At 71.4% G+C, this 16001-nt stretch carries 13 protein-coding genes; 5 read left to right on the forward strand and 8 right to left on the reverse strand.

The genetic code is table 11. The features are described 5' to 3' along the window. The first annotated feature begins 205 nt into the window (after positions 1-205). Positions 206-1120: a DMT family transporter gene (locus tag FB388_RS16170; protein ID WP_142101775.1), complete on the forward strand. Its 915-nt coding sequence runs from the start codon at positions 206-208 to the stop codon at positions 1118-1120. On the opposite strand, the gene FB388_RS16175 is transcribed toward FB388_RS16170, so the two are convergent. Next, entirely contained in the window at positions 1110-2753 is a 1644-nt protein-coding gene (locus FB388_RS16175; RefSeq protein WP_142101777.1) for a glycoside hydrolase family 13 protein, read from the reverse strand. The two genes, FB388_RS16170 and FB388_RS16175, sit on opposite strands and share 11 nt — an antisense overlap. Positions 2754-2870: 117 nt before the next feature. Between FB388_RS16175 and FB388_RS16180 the strand changes: the two genes are divergently transcribed. Together FB388_RS16180 and FB388_RS16185 are read left to right on the forward strand one after the other, a co-directional pair. Next, positions 2871-4334 carry a glutamate-cysteine ligase family protein gene (locus FB388_RS16180; protein WP_425468563.1) on the forward strand — a complete coding sequence of 488 codons (1464 nt, stop codon included), beginning with the start codon at positions 2871-2873 and terminating at the stop codon, positions 4332-4334. A 34-nt stretch (positions 4335-4368) separates the two neighbouring features. Continuing rightward, complete coding sequence (locus FB388_RS16185) at positions 4369-5142, forward strand: glycoside hydrolase family 16 protein (protein WP_142101781.1); 774 nt, start codon at positions 4369-4371, stop codon at positions 5140-5142. A gap of 190 nt (positions 5143-5332) precedes the next feature. Here the strand turns inward: FB388_RS16185 and FB388_RS16190 are convergent, their stop codons facing one another. The 4 genes from FB388_RS16190 to FB388_RS16205 all read right to left on the reverse strand — a co-directional run bounded on the left by FB388_RS16190 (position 5333) and on the right by FB388_RS16205 (position 9362). After that, positions 5333-5950: a dihydrofolate reductase family protein gene (locus FB388_RS16190; protein WP_142101783.1), complete on the reverse strand. Its 618-nt coding sequence runs from the start codon at positions 5948-5950 to the stop codon at positions 5333-5335. 117 nt (positions 5951-6067) lie between these two features. Further along, the gene (locus tag FB388_RS16195; RefSeq protein ID WP_142101785.1) at positions 6068-7210 is read right to left on the reverse strand and encodes an alpha/beta hydrolase-fold protein; all 1143 of its coding nucleotides are present in this window, start codon (positions 7208-7210) and stop codon (positions 6068-6070) included. Then, positions 7207-8118, reverse strand: coding sequence for a hypothetical protein (locus tag FB388_RS39450; RefSeq protein ID WP_170225637.1), 912 nt, complete (start codon positions 8116-8118; stop codon positions 7207-7209). Before FB388_RS39450 ends, FB388_RS16195 begins: the two co-directional genes overlap by 4 nt. Positions 8119-8138: 20 nt before the next feature. Then, positions 8139-9362: an ATP-grasp domain-containing protein gene (locus FB388_RS16205; RefSeq protein WP_142101787.1), complete on the reverse strand. Its 1224-nt coding sequence runs from the start codon at positions 9360-9362 to the stop codon at positions 8139-8141. 23 nt (positions 9363-9385) lie between these two features. Here FB388_RS16205 and FB388_RS16210 point away from each other — a divergent pair, with 23 nt between their 5' ends. Beyond that, on the forward strand, positions 9386-10615 hold the full coding sequence (locus FB388_RS16210; RefSeq protein ID WP_142101789.1) for an ATP-grasp domain-containing protein: 1230 nt from the start codon (positions 9386-9388) through the stop codon (positions 10613-10615). Then, the gene (locus tag FB388_RS16215; RefSeq protein WP_211361941.1) at positions 10612-11829 is read left to right on the forward strand and encodes an ATP-grasp domain-containing protein; all 1218 of its coding nucleotides are present in this window, start codon (positions 10612-10614) and stop codon (positions 11827-11829) included. The genes FB388_RS16210 and FB388_RS16215 overlap by 4 nt, the downstream gene beginning before the upstream one ends. Before the next feature lie 3 nt (positions 11830-11832). Here the strand turns inward: FB388_RS16215 and FB388_RS16220 are convergent, their stop codons facing one another. The 3 genes from FB388_RS16220 to FB388_RS16230 all read right to left on the reverse strand — a co-directional run bounded on the left by FB388_RS16220 (position 11833) and on the right by FB388_RS16230 (position 16001). Beyond that, complete coding sequence (locus FB388_RS16220) at positions 11833-13248, reverse strand: FAD-binding oxidoreductase (RefSeq protein WP_142101790.1); 1416 nt, start codon at positions 13246-13248, stop codon at positions 11833-11835. A gap of 31 nt (positions 13249-13279) precedes the next feature. Further along, on the reverse strand, positions 13280-13981 hold the full coding sequence (locus tag FB388_RS16225) for a Crp/Fnr family transcriptional regulator (RefSeq protein ID WP_142101793.1): 702 nt from the start codon (positions 13979-13981) through the stop codon (positions 13280-13282). A gap of 772 nt (positions 13982-14753) precedes the next feature. Next, entirely contained in the window at positions 14754-16001 is a 1248-nt protein-coding gene (locus tag FB388_RS16230) for an ATP-grasp domain-containing protein (protein WP_211361942.1), read from the reverse strand.

Here is a 16001-nt window from a genome sequence, read left to right on the forward strand (position 1 = left end):
TTGCGTGACGCTAGCCCAGAGGGCTTTTATGATGCAAGCGATGCGAAGGAGGCCGGGCCGATCATCAGAAGTGGCCTGGCAGCAGCAGATCTGTCGCCCGCGCCCCACTTGCGCTGATCATGCTCGTCCGGGAACCGGATTGGACCCACAGCAAGCGCGTGGAATGGACTCTGTGGGAGGACCATTCGGGGCGCAGGCTGTGGCCATGACGATCCGATCCGAGACCCGCGGCGGCGCCATCGCCATGGGCGCCGTGGCCATGGCGAGCGTGGGTGGCAGCGTCGCCGTGTCCGGCGTGCTGGCCGACGCACCCCTGTTCACCGTGCAGGCGATCCGCTACGCCGCGGCCACGCTCCTGCTCCTCGCGCTGGCGCGCGCGGCCCGGGTGCCGCTGCGGCTGCCGCGGGGAACGGAGTGGCTGTGGCTGCTCGGGGTCGCCGCGCTCGGGCTCGTGCTGTTCAACGTCGCGCTGGTGCGCGGGTCCGAGCACGCCGAGCCGGCGGCGCTCGGGGTCGCGGTGGCGTGCGTGCCGGTGGTGCTCGCGCTCGTCGGCCCGCTGCTGGAGGGCGGGCGGCCGGCGCGGGGGGCCGTGCTCGCCGCGGTGGTCGTGACGGCGGGGGCTGCTCTGGTGCAGAGCGGCGGCCGCACCGACCTCGCCGGTCTCGGCTGGGCGGCGACGGTGCTGGCCTGCGAGGTCGGGTTCACCCTGCTCGCGGTGCCGGTGCTGCGCCGGCACGGACCGTGGGGCGTGTCCGTGCACACGTGCTGGATCGCCACCGCCCAGCTCACCGTCCTCGCCGCGGTGACCGAGGGTCCCACAGCGGCGATGACGCTGCGCGCCCCGCACCTCGTCGCGATCGCGTACCTGGCGGTCGTGCTCACCGCGATCGCGTTCGTCCTCTGGTACTCCGCGGTCGGCCGGCTCGGCACCGCGCTCGCAGGCCTGCTGACCGGCGTCGCACCGGTCGCAGCGGCCACCGTCGGCGTGCTGCTCGGCGGCCCCGTTCCCGGACCGGGGGTGTGGGCCGGGACGGCGCTGGTCGTCACCGGGCTGGTGGTCGGGGTGCGGGGCCGGCCGAGCCGGACGAAGGAGACCGCCGTCGCAGGCGCTACACCGTGAGCCAGGCCGCCGTGTCGGCGGGGAGCAGCTCGCCGTCGAGCGGACCGCTGGCCAGCAGCAGCCGGGAACCGTCCGGCAGCGGCACCGGTGCCTGCGACAGGTTGACGACGCAGGCGAACCCGTGGCCGCGGGAGAACGCCAGCACGTCCGGACCGGCCGGGAGCCAGGTGATCTCACCCCCGCCGAGGGCGGGGTGCTCGCGGCGCAGCCGTAGCGCGTTGCGGTAGAGGTTGAGCATCGAGCCCGGGTCACCCTCTTCCGCCTGGACCGTCACCGAGGCGAAGTCGGCGGGCTGGGGCAGCCACGGCGCGGCGCTCGCCCCGTCCGGGCTGAAGCCGAACGGCGCCCTGCTGCCCGACCACGGCAGGGGCACCCGGCACCCGTCGCGACCCACCTCCGTGTGGCCCGACCGCTCCCACGTCGGGTCCTGCCGCACCTCGTCGGGCAGGTCCTCGACCTCCCACAGGCCGAGCTCGTCGCCCTGGTAGACGTACGCGCTCCCCGGCAGGGCGAGCATCAGCAGCGCGGCCGCCCGGGCCCGGCGCGTGCCGAGGTCCCGGTCGAGCGTGTCCACCGGCGGCAGGTGCGCGAGCGAGTAGGCACCCGGGGTGAGCGGGCGTCCCAGCCGCGACACGTGCCGCGCCACGTCGTGGTTGGACAGCACCCACGTGGCCGGCGCGCCCACCGCGGCGACGGTGGCGAGCGACTCGTCGATGACCTTCCGCAACGCGTCGGCGTCCCACGGCGCCCGCAGGTAGTCGAAGTTGAACGCCGTGTGCAGCTCGTCCGGGCGCAGGTAGAGCGCGAGCCGCTCGGGCGATGGCGACCACGCCTCGGCGACGAACACCGGCGGCTCGGGGTAGGAGTCGGCGACGCGGCGCCACCCCCGGTAGATCTCGTGGACGCCGTCGCGGTCCCAGTGCGGGTGGTCCGGCCGGCTGGGGGGCAGCAGCAGCCCCTCCTCGTCGTGCGGTCCGAGGTCGGGCAGGTCGGGCTGCTTCACCAGGCCGTTGGCCACGTCGATGCGGAAGCCGTCCACCCCGCGGTCGAACCAGAACCGCAGTACGTCCTCGAACTCGGCCCGCACCTCCTCGTTGTCCCAGTTCAGGTCGGGCTGCGAGGAGTCGAACAGGTGCAGGTACCACTCGCCGTCCGGCACCCGGGTCCAGGCGGGCCCGCCGAAGACGCTCTGCCAGTCGTTGGGCGGCTCGGCCCCGCCGGGACCGCTGCCCGGACGGAACCAGTACCGCGCCCGCTCCCGCGAGCCCGGTGGGCTCGCGAGGGCCGCCTGGAACCAGGCGTGCCGGTCGGAGGTGTGGTTGGGGACGATGTCGAGGATCACCCGCAGCCCGCGCGCGTGCGCCTCCTCGATCATCGCGGCGGCCTCGTCGGCGGTGCCGAACACCGGCTCGACGGCGCGGTAGTCGGCCACGTCGTACCCGCCGTCAGCCATCGGCGACGGGTACCACGGGTTGATCCACAGCGCGTCGACGCCGAGGTCACGCAGGTAGTCCAGCCGGGAGCGGATGCCGGCGATGTCGCCCACCCCGTCCCCGTTGGCGTCGGCGAAACTGCGGATGTAGACCTGGTAGACCACCGCGTCGCGCCACCAGCTCGCCCCGGCCGTACCCATGGAACTCCCTCCGATCGGTTACCCCGAGCGTAACCGCGGCCCGGAACCCTGATCGACATGGACGCCGGACCCCCGCGGGCCGACGATGGGTCCGGGATCAACGACGGAGGGGCATCTGTGGGGCGCGACGTCGAGCACATGGTGTTCAGCAGGGAGGACCGGCGGAGGTTCCGGGACAAGACGCGGCGGTGCCTCGACGCGCTCGCCCAGATGCTGCGCGAGTCGCAGTTCGACTTCGACCGCCCGCTCACCGGGATGGAGATCGAGCTCAACCTCGTCGACCGGCGCGGCGAGCCCGCGAACAGGAACGAGCAGGTGCTGGCGCTCGTCGCCGACCGCGCCTTCCAGACCGAGGTCGGCCAGTTCAACATCGAGATCAACGTCCCACCGCGCGAGATCGGCGGCACCGGGCTCGTCTCGTTCGAGGAGACCGTGCGGGCGAGCCTGAACGCCGCCGACGAGCGCGCCCGCTCCGACGACGCGCGGCTCGTGATGATCGGGATACTGCCGACGCTCATGCCGCGCCACGTGAGCATCGACTCGATGAGCGGGAACCCGCGCTACGCCCTGCTGAACGACCAGATCTTCGCCGCACGGGGCGAGGACATGGCGGTGTCGATCCAGGGCGTGGAGCAGCTGCGCACCTACACCGACTCGATCACCCCCGAGGCCGCGTGCACGAGCTTCCAGCTGCACCTGCAGGTCAGCCCCGCGGAGTTCGCGCAGTACTGGAACGCGGCGCAGGCGATCGCGGGCGTGCAGCTCGCGCTGGCCGCGAACTCGCCCTACCTGTTCGGCACCGAGCTGTGGCGCGAGACCCGCATCCCGCTGTTCGAGCAGGCCACCGACACGCGGCCCGAGGAGCTGAAGGAGCAGGGGGTCCGGCCGCGGGTGTGGTTCGGGGAACGCTGGATCACGTCGGTGTTCGACCTGTTCGAGGAGAACACCCGCTACTTCCCCGCACTGCTGCCGATCTGCGAGGACACCGACCCGATCGAGCAGCTCGCGGACGGCGACGTACCGACGCTGGACGAGCTGTGCCTCCACAACGGCACGATCTACCGCTGGAACCGCCCGATCTACGCCGTCGTCGACGGCAGGCCGCACCTGCGCGTGGAGAACCGGGTGCTGCCTGCAGGCCCGACCGTCGTGGACGCCATGGCCAACGCAGCGTTCTACTACGGCCTGGTGCGCACGCTCGCCGAGCACGAGCGGCCGGTGTGGTCGCAGATGTCGTTCTCCGCGGCCGAGGAGAACTTCCACAGCGGCGCCCGCGACGGCCTCGACGCCTCGATCTACTGGCCCGGCCTCGGCCCGGTGCCGGCCGCCGAGCTCGTGCTGCGCAGGCTCCTGCCGCTCGCTTACGAGGGCCTGGACGCGTGGGGCGTCGACCCGGACGTGCGCGACCGGCTGCTCGGGATCATCGAGGCCCGCTGCGTCGCCGGCACGAACGGCGCCTCGTGGCAGGTCGACACCGTGCGGGCGCTCGGTGGCGACCGGCTGGCGGCCCTGCACGAGATGCTGCGGCGCTACGTGGAGAACATGCACGCGAACGAGCCGGTGCACACGTGGGAGCGGTGACCTCGCCGTTCCGGTCCGGAGCGACGGAGGCCGGATGAGCGACCACGCCCACAGCGGGCTGCCCGGGTGGTCGCTCGCCTGGTCGGATGAGTTCGACGGCGCTGCGGGGTCGCCGCCGGATCCCGCCATCTGGCAGCCGGAGATCGGCGGGCACGGCTGGGGGAACGACGAGCTCCAGTACTACTCCGACAGCAGCGAGAACGCCGCGCTCGACGGCGCAGGCAACCTCGCCGTCGTGGTCCGGCGCGTAGACCCGGAGCTACGTGGCCGCTTCGACGGCTGCGAGTACAGCTCCGCGCGGTTGGTCAGCAAGGACCGTGCGGCCTTCTCCTACGGTCTGGTGCAGGCGCGGATTCGGCTACCGCCGGGCCGGGGCATCTGGCCGGCGTTCTGGATGCTCGGCCGGAACATCGACGAGGTCGGATGGCCGCGCTGCGGCGAGATCGACGTAATGGAGAACTTCGGCAAGGACCCGACCGTGGTTCACGGGACGGTCCACGGTCCCGGCTACTCGGGGGCCGGCGGCATCACCGCCTCATACCGCGCCGACGCGGGCCTCGCCGACGACTTCCACGTGTACGCCGTCCACTGGGAGCCGGACCGCATTCGCTGGTACCTGGATCACCGGCTCTACGCCACGGTCACGCCGGATGATCTGCACGGCCACCCGTGGGTCTTCGACCACGAGTTCTACTTCCTGCTGAACGTGGCCGTGGGTGGGACGTTCTCAACCGACCCCGACCCTTCGGCGGCGTTCCCGCAGGCGATGCTCGTCGACTACATCCGCGTCCACGAACGGTCGAGCTGACGGTCGCCACCGTCGTCGATGTCACCCACGGAGGCGGGGCCTCCTGGCGGCGTCACCGTCATCCCTTGGCCCTCCTGCACTCGGCCGCCGATCAAGGGGAGAAGGTCGCTGGTCGATCTGGCAGCGACCATCAGCCCTTGATCAGCGCCATCCGGGCGGTCGCCAGTGCCTCGAGTTCGGAATTACTCGTCTAGGACGTGATGGCGGGTGCGTACTGCGGGCGCCCGCCGGGCCGGTAGACCTGGATCGCCACGCCGTTCGACGTGGTCCGGGAGTCGACCAGTTCGAGTGCCGTGTCCGGGCCGCTGTCGGGGAACAGCCGCATGCCCTGGCCGACGACCACGGGGTAGGTGATCAGGGTGATCTCGTCGACGAGCTGGTTGTCGAACAGCCAGCGGACCAGGCTGAGGCTGCCGTGCACCTGCAGCTCCCCTCCCGGCCGTGCCTTCAGCTCGCGGATTGCGGCCGCGAAGTCAACGGAGAGGACGGTCGTGTCCGCCCATCGCGGGTCGGTGAGCGTGTTCGACACGACGTACTTGGGCCGCGTGTTCAGGGCACGTCCGATGGGAGCGTTCACCATCTCCTCGACCGCGCCCCAGGATTCGGCGAAGATCTCGTAGGTCCGCCGTCCGAACAGGAACGCGTCGGCGCGCTGGTAGAGCCGGCCGAGGAACGCCGCGTTCTCGTCGTCGAACAGCGGCAAGGCCCATCCGCCGCGCTCGAACCCGCCGGTGGGGTCCTCGTCCGGCCCGCCGAGTCCCTGCATCACACCGTCGACGGAGACGTTCGTGATGGTCGTCAGTTTCATGGTCGCAGTTCCCTTCTCGAGGACGCCCCTCGTGGGCGGGCTCTCACCCCTGCTACGAAAACCTCCGCCCCGATCCGACATCGCCCGCCGGACTTTTCTCCGAGAAGTTCTGGTACGTCACTCGTAGACGAGCTTCTGCGGGCCCGGGTAGACCCACGACAGCGCGTCGCGGAGGCTGTCGCGCCAGTTCTCCCAGTTGTGGCCGTCGCGCGTCTCCACGAAGCGCACGGTCATGCCCGTCGACTCGAAGGTGTGCAGGACCGAGCGGTTGTAGGTGATCAGCGGCTCGTACACGCCGCAGCTGAGGAACAGCCGGTCGGCCACGCGGCGGGGGCGTTGCCGGTAGCGGTTCACGAACCGCACCACCGGGTCGAAGACCGGGCCGCCGCCGTGGTCGGCGCCGCCGATGTCGGTGAAGACGAACGAGCCGGACATCAGGACGAGCGAGCCGTAGACGTCCGGCGCCCGGTAGGCCGTGGCCAGCGAGGCGACGGCTCCGAAGCTGGAGCCGAGCAGGCACCGGCCGGAGCGCTGCCCGACGAGCGGCAGCTCGGCCTCCAGCCGGGGTACCAGCTCGCGGGTGAGGAACCGCGCGTGCGCCGCCGAGTTCGCGTACTCGGCGAGGCGGTCGTGCGGGTTGACGAACGCGACCACGGTCTCGGCGACGTCGAGCCGGTGGATCAGGTTGTCCAGCACGGTCTTCGCCGCGGCGTACTGCAGGAAGTCGCCGCCGTCGTGCACGACCAGCAGCGGGTAGGCCGCGGTTGGCCGGAACCGCGCCGGCAGGTAGAGGGTGACCGAGCAGTCGCGGCGAAGCGCGCGGCTCTGCAGCACGAGCTCGGTCAGCTCGCCGGGTCGGGCGTCGGGGTCGGGCTCGGTCCAGTCGGGGGGGACGTAGCCGTGGGCGAAGCACACCGACGACGTGCCGACGGGGCTGTAGGACAGCTTCGGGTTGAGCGGGTCGTTGCCGCGCTCGAAGTGCTCGCCGCGCCGGACCTCGACCTGGTAGTTGATCCGCGATCCCGGCGGCAGCTCCAGCACGAGGTACCACAGGTCCGTGCCCCACAGCTTGCGCAGCGGCAGCCGTTCGGGCAGCCCCACGATCCGCTGCACGAGGAAGACCTCGTCGGCCTCGCCCCGCCAGAGGAACGTGCAGCGGTCGCCCTCGACGATCGGCGCCTCGTGCCGGGCGAGGAACCGGTCGATCGCGGCGGCGTCCGGCCTGCGCTCCTTGAGCCGGTTGATCGCGAGGCGGGTCACGCGGCGTCGCCGATCCGGCCGTCCGGGCCGATCGTCCGCACACCCGGCGGCAGTGCGCCGCCCTCGCCGAGGTCGAGGCGCAGGCCGTCGTCGAGCACCACGCAGCGGGCCGGGGCGGCCCGGCCGGCCAGCTCGGCCATCCGCGCGGTGTCATCGGTGCGCAGCCGCCTGCGCGCGTGCGGGAGCAGGACGCACCCCCTGATCCACCCGAGGCCGGAGTCGAGGAACTCGGCGTGCGCCGGACCGTGCGGCGCCCGGTCGTGGAAGAGCAGCACCCGCTCGGTCAGCGCCATCGCGCCCGCCGACCAGGCGATCACCGCGGGTGCGGCACCCACCGCGAACAGCCGCAGCACGTGCAGCAACACCCCCACGTGCCCGCCGGCGACGACCAGCGCGGCCGCCGCGTCCAGCACCTGGCGGACCTCGGCGCGGTGCCCGGCGGCGGCGAGCCGCTCCCCCGGGTGCCACCTGGCCTCGAACTCCGCCCGCGCCTCCCGCACCCGGGCCAGGTGCCGCTCGTCGACGAGCCGGACCGCGGCCTCCGTGTCGGCCCGCGCCGCCTCCCGGATCTCGGCCCGGCTGCCGCCGTAGCGCCCCACCTCGCGCAGGGCCCGCAGCGTCCCGTCGATCTGCACGAGGTACAGCTCCTGCAGCTCGCGCAGCGCCGCCCGGTGCTCCAGCTCGGCGGCCGCGTACTCCGGGTCCTTCACCAGCACGTCCTGCCAGCGCGCGTGCAGGCTCAGGTTGACGCCGCGGCCCCCGACCAGCGCGTCGAGCTCCGCGTCGTCGGGCTCGCGCTCCTGCCAGCCCGCGGTGACCACGGCGACGGGCCCGTCGTCGAGGTCGAGGTTGCGGACGACCGAGTCCAGCGTGGGCCGCCGCTGCGGCCCCAGTACGACGATCTTCACTGCGCTGATGGTGGTCTCGGTCAACCTGCGTGCACGTGGACCGTCCGGCCCACGTCGTCGAGCATCCCGCGCAGGACGTCGTAGTCGGGGTGCCGCATGCGCACGTAGGCGTTGGCCCAGTACCCGGCCTCCACCGGCTGGGTCGGCGTACCGGGCGGCGGCAGGTGGGCGTCGATCACCCACTCCCCCACGCGCGCCTGCGCCTCGTCGACGCCCGAGTAGCCGCTGATCTGCCCGTCGCGGTCGGGGCGGAGCGCCACGATCCCGGTGGCGAACCGCCGCGACGGGCGGGCCGCGATGTGCCCGTGGACCACCGCGTTGGCCCACTCCCGGTAGATGTCGATGTCGTTGCCCGCCGAGTAGAGGTCCCACGCGCCGACACCGGGCGGCCGGCACCCGATCTCGGAGAACCGCAGGCCCTTCGGCCCGAAGAACCACTCCATGTGCGTGGCGCTCGTGCCGATCCCCAGCGCCTCGTTCACCCGGGCGCCCAGTTCGCGCAGCTCTTCGTAGTCGGGCACGGAGTCGACCCGGTTCGTCGAGACGAACTGCGGGGAGATCCACCGGGTGCGCATCGCCTCGAGGACGTTCGGGTAGTAGTGCGAGACGAAGTCGAGCGAGGCGTGCCCGTCGATCGACAGCGTGTCGTAGAAGCCCTCGTGGCCCTCCACGAACTCCTCGACGGCGATCGACTCGACGCCCTGCCCGCCGAACCGGCCGAGCGCCTCGTCCAGTCCGGCGCGGTCGTCGATGCGGACGGTGTCGAGCGCACCCGCGCCGGTGCGCGGCTTGAGGATGATCGGGTAGCCGATGGCGTCGACGAAGGCGTGCACCTCCTCGGCGTTCGTCACGGCCGCCGAGGCCGCCGTGGGAACGCCCGCGGCGCGCAGCGCCTCCTTCATCGAGGGCTTGTCCCGGCAGAGCCACGCCGTGCGCACCGACGTGCCCGGGATCGTGCAGTTCTCCCTGGCCTGCGCCGCTGCCATCGTGTGGGCCTCGATCGTGGCCTCGAGTCGGTCGACCCACACCTTGTCCTGGATCCAGCGGACGGCGTCGGTGAGGACTCCGGCGTCCACCACCGTCGGCACCTGGTGGTAGTGCGCCATCCAGCCTTTCAGCTCGTCGTCGAGCTCGTCGACGTGCCGCTCCCCCACGCCGATCACCGTGGCCCCGACATCGGCCAGCGCGCGCACGAAATGGCGTTGGGTGGGCGGGAACGCCGGCTCGACGTAGACCACGTTCACCCTGAGGAGGGTAGCTTCCAGGAGTGGTCGTCGCCGCCTTCGTCGCACCGTTCCTGATGCCGGCCACCGCGCGGTTCGTCGCTGCGGCTGCTCAGCTGCCCGGCGTCCGACTGGGGGTGATCACCGCGGCGCCCGCCGAGCAGGTGCCCCCTGACCTGGCCCGCCACCTGCACGCGCACTGGCGCGTGGACGACCCCCTCGACCCGCGCCAGATCGTCGCGGCCGTGAAGGGGCTCTCCGGCCAGATGGGGCAGGTGGAGCGGCTGGTCGGGGCCCTCGAACAGCTGCAGGTGCCGCTCGCGTACGCGCGGGAGACCCTCGGCATCCCCGGCCTGGACGTCGAGACCGCTTACAACGTGCGGGACAAGTCGCGGATGAAGCAGGTGCTGCGCGCCGCGGGTGTCCCGTGCGCCCGCCACCAGCTCGTCACCGACCCCGGCGAAGCCTTCGCCTTCGCGGACACCGTCGGATTCCCGCTGGTCGCGAAGCCGCCCGCTGGGGCGGGCGCCCAGGCGACCTACCGGCTCGACGACGGCGGCGCGCTGCGGAGCTGGCTCGCCGCCACCCCGCCCCGGGCGGACGCACCGGGCCTGCTCGAGGAGTTCCTGGTCGGGGAGGAGCACACCTTCGACAGCGTCACCCTCGGCGGGCGCACCGTGTGGGCCTCGATCTCGGACTACCTACCGCCCCCGCTGGACGTGCTGCGCAACCCGTGGATCCAGTGGACGGTGCTGCTGCCACGCGAGCTGGACGACCCGCGCTACTCCGGGATCGGCGAGGCCGGGCCGGCCGCGCTCCGCGCGCTCGGCGTGCGCGACGGCCTGACCCACATGGAGTGGTTCCGCCGTCCCGACGGCTCGGTCGCGGTGTCCGAGGTGGGCGCCCGGCCGCCCGGCGCCCAGATCTCGTCCATGCTCGGGTACGTCCACGACGTCGACTTCTACCGGATGTGGACCGAGCTAGTGATCCTCGACCGCTTCGACCCGCCCGAACGCAAGTACGCCGCGGGCACCGTCTACCTGCGGGGCCAGGGACGTGGGCGCGTCCGCGCGGTGCACGGGGTCGACGAGCTGCAGCAGCGCATCGGGCACCTCGTCGTGGAGGCGCGGCTGCCCGAGCCGGGGCAGCCGGCGTCGTCGAGCTACGAGGGCGAGGGGTACGTCACCGTCCGGCATCCCGACACGGACGTGGTGCGCGACGCCCTGCGGCAGATCGTCGACGGGATCCGGGTCGAGCTGGTGGAGGCGCAGTGACCACCGTCGTGATGCTGTCGCCCGGCTTCCCGGCGGAGATGGCCTACTTCACCCGCGCACTGGCCTCCGTCGGGGCGCGCGTGATCGGGATCGGCGACCAGCCGCCGTCCGAGCTGCCCGCACCGGCCCGCGACGCGCTCGACCACTACGAGCACGTGTCGCTCGCCGACGAGGGCGCCGTGTTCGCCGCGCTGCACGGCCTCACCCGGCACGTGCGGTTCGACCAGGTCGAGTGCCTGTGGGAGCCGTACATGATCCTGGCCGCTCGGATCAGGGAGACGTTCGGGCTGCCCGGCATGACCGTCGAGCAGACCGTCCCGTTCCGCGACAAGGAGCGGATGAAGCAGGTGCTCGACGCCGCCGGCATCCGCACGCCGCGGCACGCCAGCACGACCACCGTCGCCGGGGTGTGGGAGGCGGCGGAGCGGATCGGCTACCCGATCATCATCAAGCCCATCTCGGGCGCGGGATCGGCCGACACCTACCGCATCGACTCCTCGTCCCAGCTCACCGAGACGCTGCCGCTGCTGCGGCACGTGCCGGAGGTGAGCGTCGAGGAGTTCGTCGACGGGGAGGAGTTCACCTTCGACACCGTCTGCGCCAACGGGAAGATCCTCTTCGAGAACGTCATGTGGTACCGGCCGCGACCGCTGCAGATGAAGATGCACGAGTGGGTCAGCCCGGTCTCGATCGCGCTGCGCGACCTCTCGGTGCCCGACCTGCAGCCGGGGCGGGAGATGGGCGCCCAGGTCCTCGCCGCGCTCGGGTTCCAGACCGGGTTCACGCACATGGAGTGGTACCGCACCGCGTCCGGTGAGGCCGTGTTCGGCGAGATCGCCGCCCGGCCGCCCGGCGCCCGGGTCGTCGACCTGATGAACTACTCCACCGACGGAGACCTCTACGTCGGCTGGGCGGAGGCCGTGCTCCACGGGCAGCTGCGCACCCCGCTGCACCAGCGCTACAACGCGGGCACCATCTTCAAGCGCGCGCAGGGCGCCGGCCGGATCACCCACATCGAGGGCCTCCACGCCCTCCAGGCCGACTACGGCGACGACATCGTGCTCGTCGACCTGCTCCCGGTCGGCGCACAACGCCGCGACTGGCGGGCCCTGCTGATCAGCGACGGCTGGGTCGTGGTGCGCCACCACGAGCTGCAGCGGGTGATCGAGATGACCGAGCGGTTCGCCACCGACCTGCAGCTCTACGCGGGATGAACCTCAGTCGGGCGAGATGTTCTGGTTCAGCCGGAAGACGTTGTCCGGGTCGTACCGGCGTTTGAGCGCCTTGAGCCGCGCGTACTTCGCCGCACCGTAGGCCTGCCGAACGCGTTCCTCGCCCTCGTCCATGAGGAAGTTGACGTAGACGCCGGAGTGGTGCGGCGTGAGCGCCGACCAGTAGGCGCGCGCCCATTCCCGTTCCGCGTTGAAACCCTCGGGGGTCCGGCTGTTGCCGTTGATGTTGAACGTGAAGCCGGCGGTGCGTCCGTTGAAAGCCGTCCGGGTCTCGTCGACGCGGGCGACGGCTCCGCCCATCTGCCACAGGGCGATGCTGCTGATGGGCGACACGATCCGGCTGCCGTACTCGGCAACGGTGTCGATCAGGTCGTCGGTGAGCTCCGCGACGTCACACGCCCGGAAGTAGTACCACCAGCCGCGCTGGAAGCTGGGATCGAACATCGACTGGTGGACCAGGTACGGCTTGGGCACGCACAGGTCCAGCACGGGCCGGCCGAACGTCTTCAACGGACGCAGCACGCGTTCCGCATCCTCGAGCGGGCCGGCGTAACAGGCGGCGACGCCGATCACGTGCCGGCCGACCAGCTCGCGGGGGACGACCGGCAGGTCGGGCGCCCTCCGCTGCACGACGATCGTCATCAGCTCGTCGGGGCAATCGGCGATCCATTCGCGGTAGAAACGAAGTACCTCGGGGGCCTGCTCCATCGGCCAGTAGACCGGGCCTGCGAAGACATCGGGTCCCAACGGGTGCAGCCGGAACTCGAACTCGGTGACGATCCCGAAGTTGCCGCCACCACCGCGCACCGCCCAGAACAGGTCGGCGTTGCTGGTGTCGCTCGCGCTCACGGACGCGCCGTCGGCGGTGACCATCTCCACCGAGAGCAGGTTGTCGATCGTCAGGCCGTACTTGCGCATGATCCAGCCGATCCCGCCGCCCAACGTGAGTCCCGAAATCCCGGTGTGCGTCACGATCCCCGCTGGTACTGCGAGCCCGAACGCCTGCGTCTCCCGGTCCAGCTCGCCGAGGAGCACCCCGGCGTGCACCCGGGCTGTCCGGGTGGCGGGGTCGACCCGGACCCCTTTCATCGGGGACAGATCGATGACCATCCCGCCGTCGCAGACGGAGTAGCCCGGGAAGCTGTGGCCACCGCCTCGGACCGCGACGCGCAGGTCGTGCGTTCTGGCGAAGCGCACCGCCGCGCTCACGTCGGCAGCACCGGCGCATCGGGCGATGAGCGCCGGGCGACGGTCGATCGACCCGTTCCACACTCGTCGATGCTGTTCGTACGCAGGGTCGTGTGGACCGATCAGGTCGCCGCGCAGGGCGGTTCCGAGCTCCTTGACTGCGCGCTGGTCGAGCCGGACCGGCTCGTGCGCCGTTCTGGTCGGGGTCGCCATCCCGGAAGTGTCGAGGTGAGGGGCGTCCCTGTCAGGAACGTCGGTTCCACCCCAGCTCCCGGGTCAGGTGTTCCGGATCGACGAGGACGATCCGATCGCGCTCGGTACGCACCAGCCCGTCCTCGCGCAGCTCCCGCAGTACCCGAACGACAACCTCCCGGACCGTGCCGACTGAGTCCGCCAGCTCCCGCTGGCTGACCGGGACGGCGAGCTCCTGACCTCGCGCACACCTGCTCGCACGCTCTGAGGCGAGGTCGAGCAGATGCCGGGCCACCCGCTGCCGCATCGTGGCGAACGCGGTGCCGGGGATCTCGTAGACGAAGTTCAGGGCCCGTTCGCTCTGCTCGGCGAGGAAGGCCCGGGCCACCCGCACGTCGCGGTCCCCCGCCGTTCGCGCCCTGCTCGGAGAAAGCCGCAGCACATCCGCATCCACGAGCGCCTGGATCGTGGCGGGCAACGTGAACCCGGCTGCGAACAGCGACATCACCCCTATGAGGGCACCGGACCGGCAGTACCGGATGGTCATCGTCCGACCGTCCGGAGCAGTCACGAAGACCCGCACCACACCGGAGACGACCAGCTCGAGGTGCGGTGCGTCCTCGCCCTCCCGGTGGGTGACCGATCCGGCCGGGATCCTCACCCGGACCGCATCCGCCAGCAGTTCGGTGAGAACCGTCGGTGGCAGCCCACGCAGGTGGGACATCGAGACGGCGCGGTGCACATCAGCGTCCACGACACCACCCAACGACCGGCCCGGGGCTGATCAGTGTGCGTAGATGGTGAGACAGCGGGCAACGAGGGTAGCGCTGCGGTGGTGTCTTGCGCCCAGGCCAGCCTCCACCAGGCCTTCGGTGGCGCCGCGGCCCGTCGAGGCCACCGCACACCGGGCCTTCGGTGGCGCCGCGCATCGTGCGGGGCCGCCCCTCACGCCTCAAGGGCGCTCCGCGTCGCTGCCGCGATCGCTACGCGACCCTTGACCCGTGAGCCTCTACGACCCCTGAAGGCCCGCTTCGCGGGCAGGCCCGGGCCTGCCCCTTCGGCCCGCGGCGCCCCCGAAGGCCGGTCCCACCACCATGATCACGGCTTCGGCGCGAAACCCGACGCCCTGCGTCGGGAAACGCACCCAACTGATGATCTTCGCAGCCCACACACCCGTTCTCCGCTCACGCTGCCCGTCGACCGGCCGCGTGGGCCGACAAGGGGTGCGCGAGAGCACCAACCCCGGTGCGCGAAGGCAACCGAATGCCCGACACCGGCCTCCTGGCGGCGCCGCGCACCAAGAGGGCAGGCCCTTGGGCCTGCCCGCACAGCTGCCCTCAAGGGGCCGCAGAGGCTCGCAGGTCAAGGGTCGCGAAGCGATCGCGAAGCGACGCCGAAGGCGCCCTTGAGCTGTGAGGGGCGGCCCCGCACAATCGCGGCGCCGCCAGGAGGCCCCGGAAAGAGCACACCTTGAGCCAGGAGGCCTTGACCGGGAAGACCGGGAGACAGGGGGCCTTGAGCCAAAGCTATGCCGGCTGGGTGGCCCCCTTCTCATCCCGCACCCACAACCCCACGAGCCCGCGGAAGTGCGCGATGAACCGCTCGTGCTCCTCCGGCGGGTAGGTGCTGCGGACGGTGTCGACGAGCAGTGCGTCGAACTCGGGGCTGTCGACCCACTCCAGCACGACCTCGCCGAGGTTGCCCATGCGGCTCTCGCAGAAGTCGAGGTAGCGGTCGGTCTCGAAGTACTCGTCGGCGAGCTTGCGGTAGCCGGCGAGCTTCTCGTGGTAGCTGAGGTCCTCCCGGTCGGCGATGGCGAAGTACTCGGCCATGCTCAGGTCCAGGCGCGGCTTGCGTTCGGTCACGAGGGAGAACACCGACCAGCGCACGAGGGCCCTCATCGCCCAGGGGAAGTAGTAATGCAGTGATGTCAGCGCGACGTCCGGGCAGGCGTTGGCGTAGTCGATCGGGTACACCTCGCTGCCGGAGACCAGGTTCTCGCAGGAGTTGAACTCCCAGCGGAAGAACGCGTTGATGAGCCGGGAGATCGTGACGACCTCGTCGCCGACCTCGGGGTTGAGGAACTCGTAGGTCACCTCGTAGCGGTCGTGCATGGGCAGCTCGGGGCGGAACTTCATCACCATCGTCTCCGCGCCGATCGAGAGCGACCGTGCGAACGCCTCGTAGCCGTCGACCGCCTTCTGCAGGTGCATGAGCCGCTGGCCGGACGCGTCGTAGGCGGCCCGCAGGTCGTCGCGGTCCTTGATGCGGGTGACGCCGACCCATGCCCCGCCGTCGTAGGGCTTCATGAACAGCGGGTAGCCCATGCGCTCTGCGATGGCGTCGAGGTCGAACGGCTTGTTGTAGCGGGACGCGGTGTAGGCGAACTTGGCGTGTTCGGGCGGGTCCTTGAACGGCACGAGCACGGTGTCGGGCACCTTGAGCCCCAGCCGCATCATCGCGCAGTACGCGGCGTGCTTCTCCATCGACTGGAACGTGAACGGGCTGTTGAGCAGGTACACGTCGTCCATCAGCGCGATCTTCTTCAGCCACTCGCGCGGGACGTAGTACCAGTAGGCGAGCCGGTCGATGACCAGGTCGTACCGGGGGGTGTAGCGGAGGTCGAACGGCTCGATGGTGATCCGCTCGACGTCGAAGCAGTGTTCCTCTCCCGCGCCGGCGCGCACCGGCCCCATGCGCCGCACGATCGTCTCGAAGGCGGTGGGCCAGTCCTCCTCTGTGCCGAGCAGCAGCCCGATCAGGTGTCGGTTCAA

The organism is Pseudonocardia cypriaca, from assembly GCF_006717045.1.
GTDB classification, from domain to species: domain Bacteria; phylum Actinomycetota; class Actinomycetes; order Mycobacteriales; family Pseudonocardiaceae; genus Pseudonocardia; species Pseudonocardia cypriaca.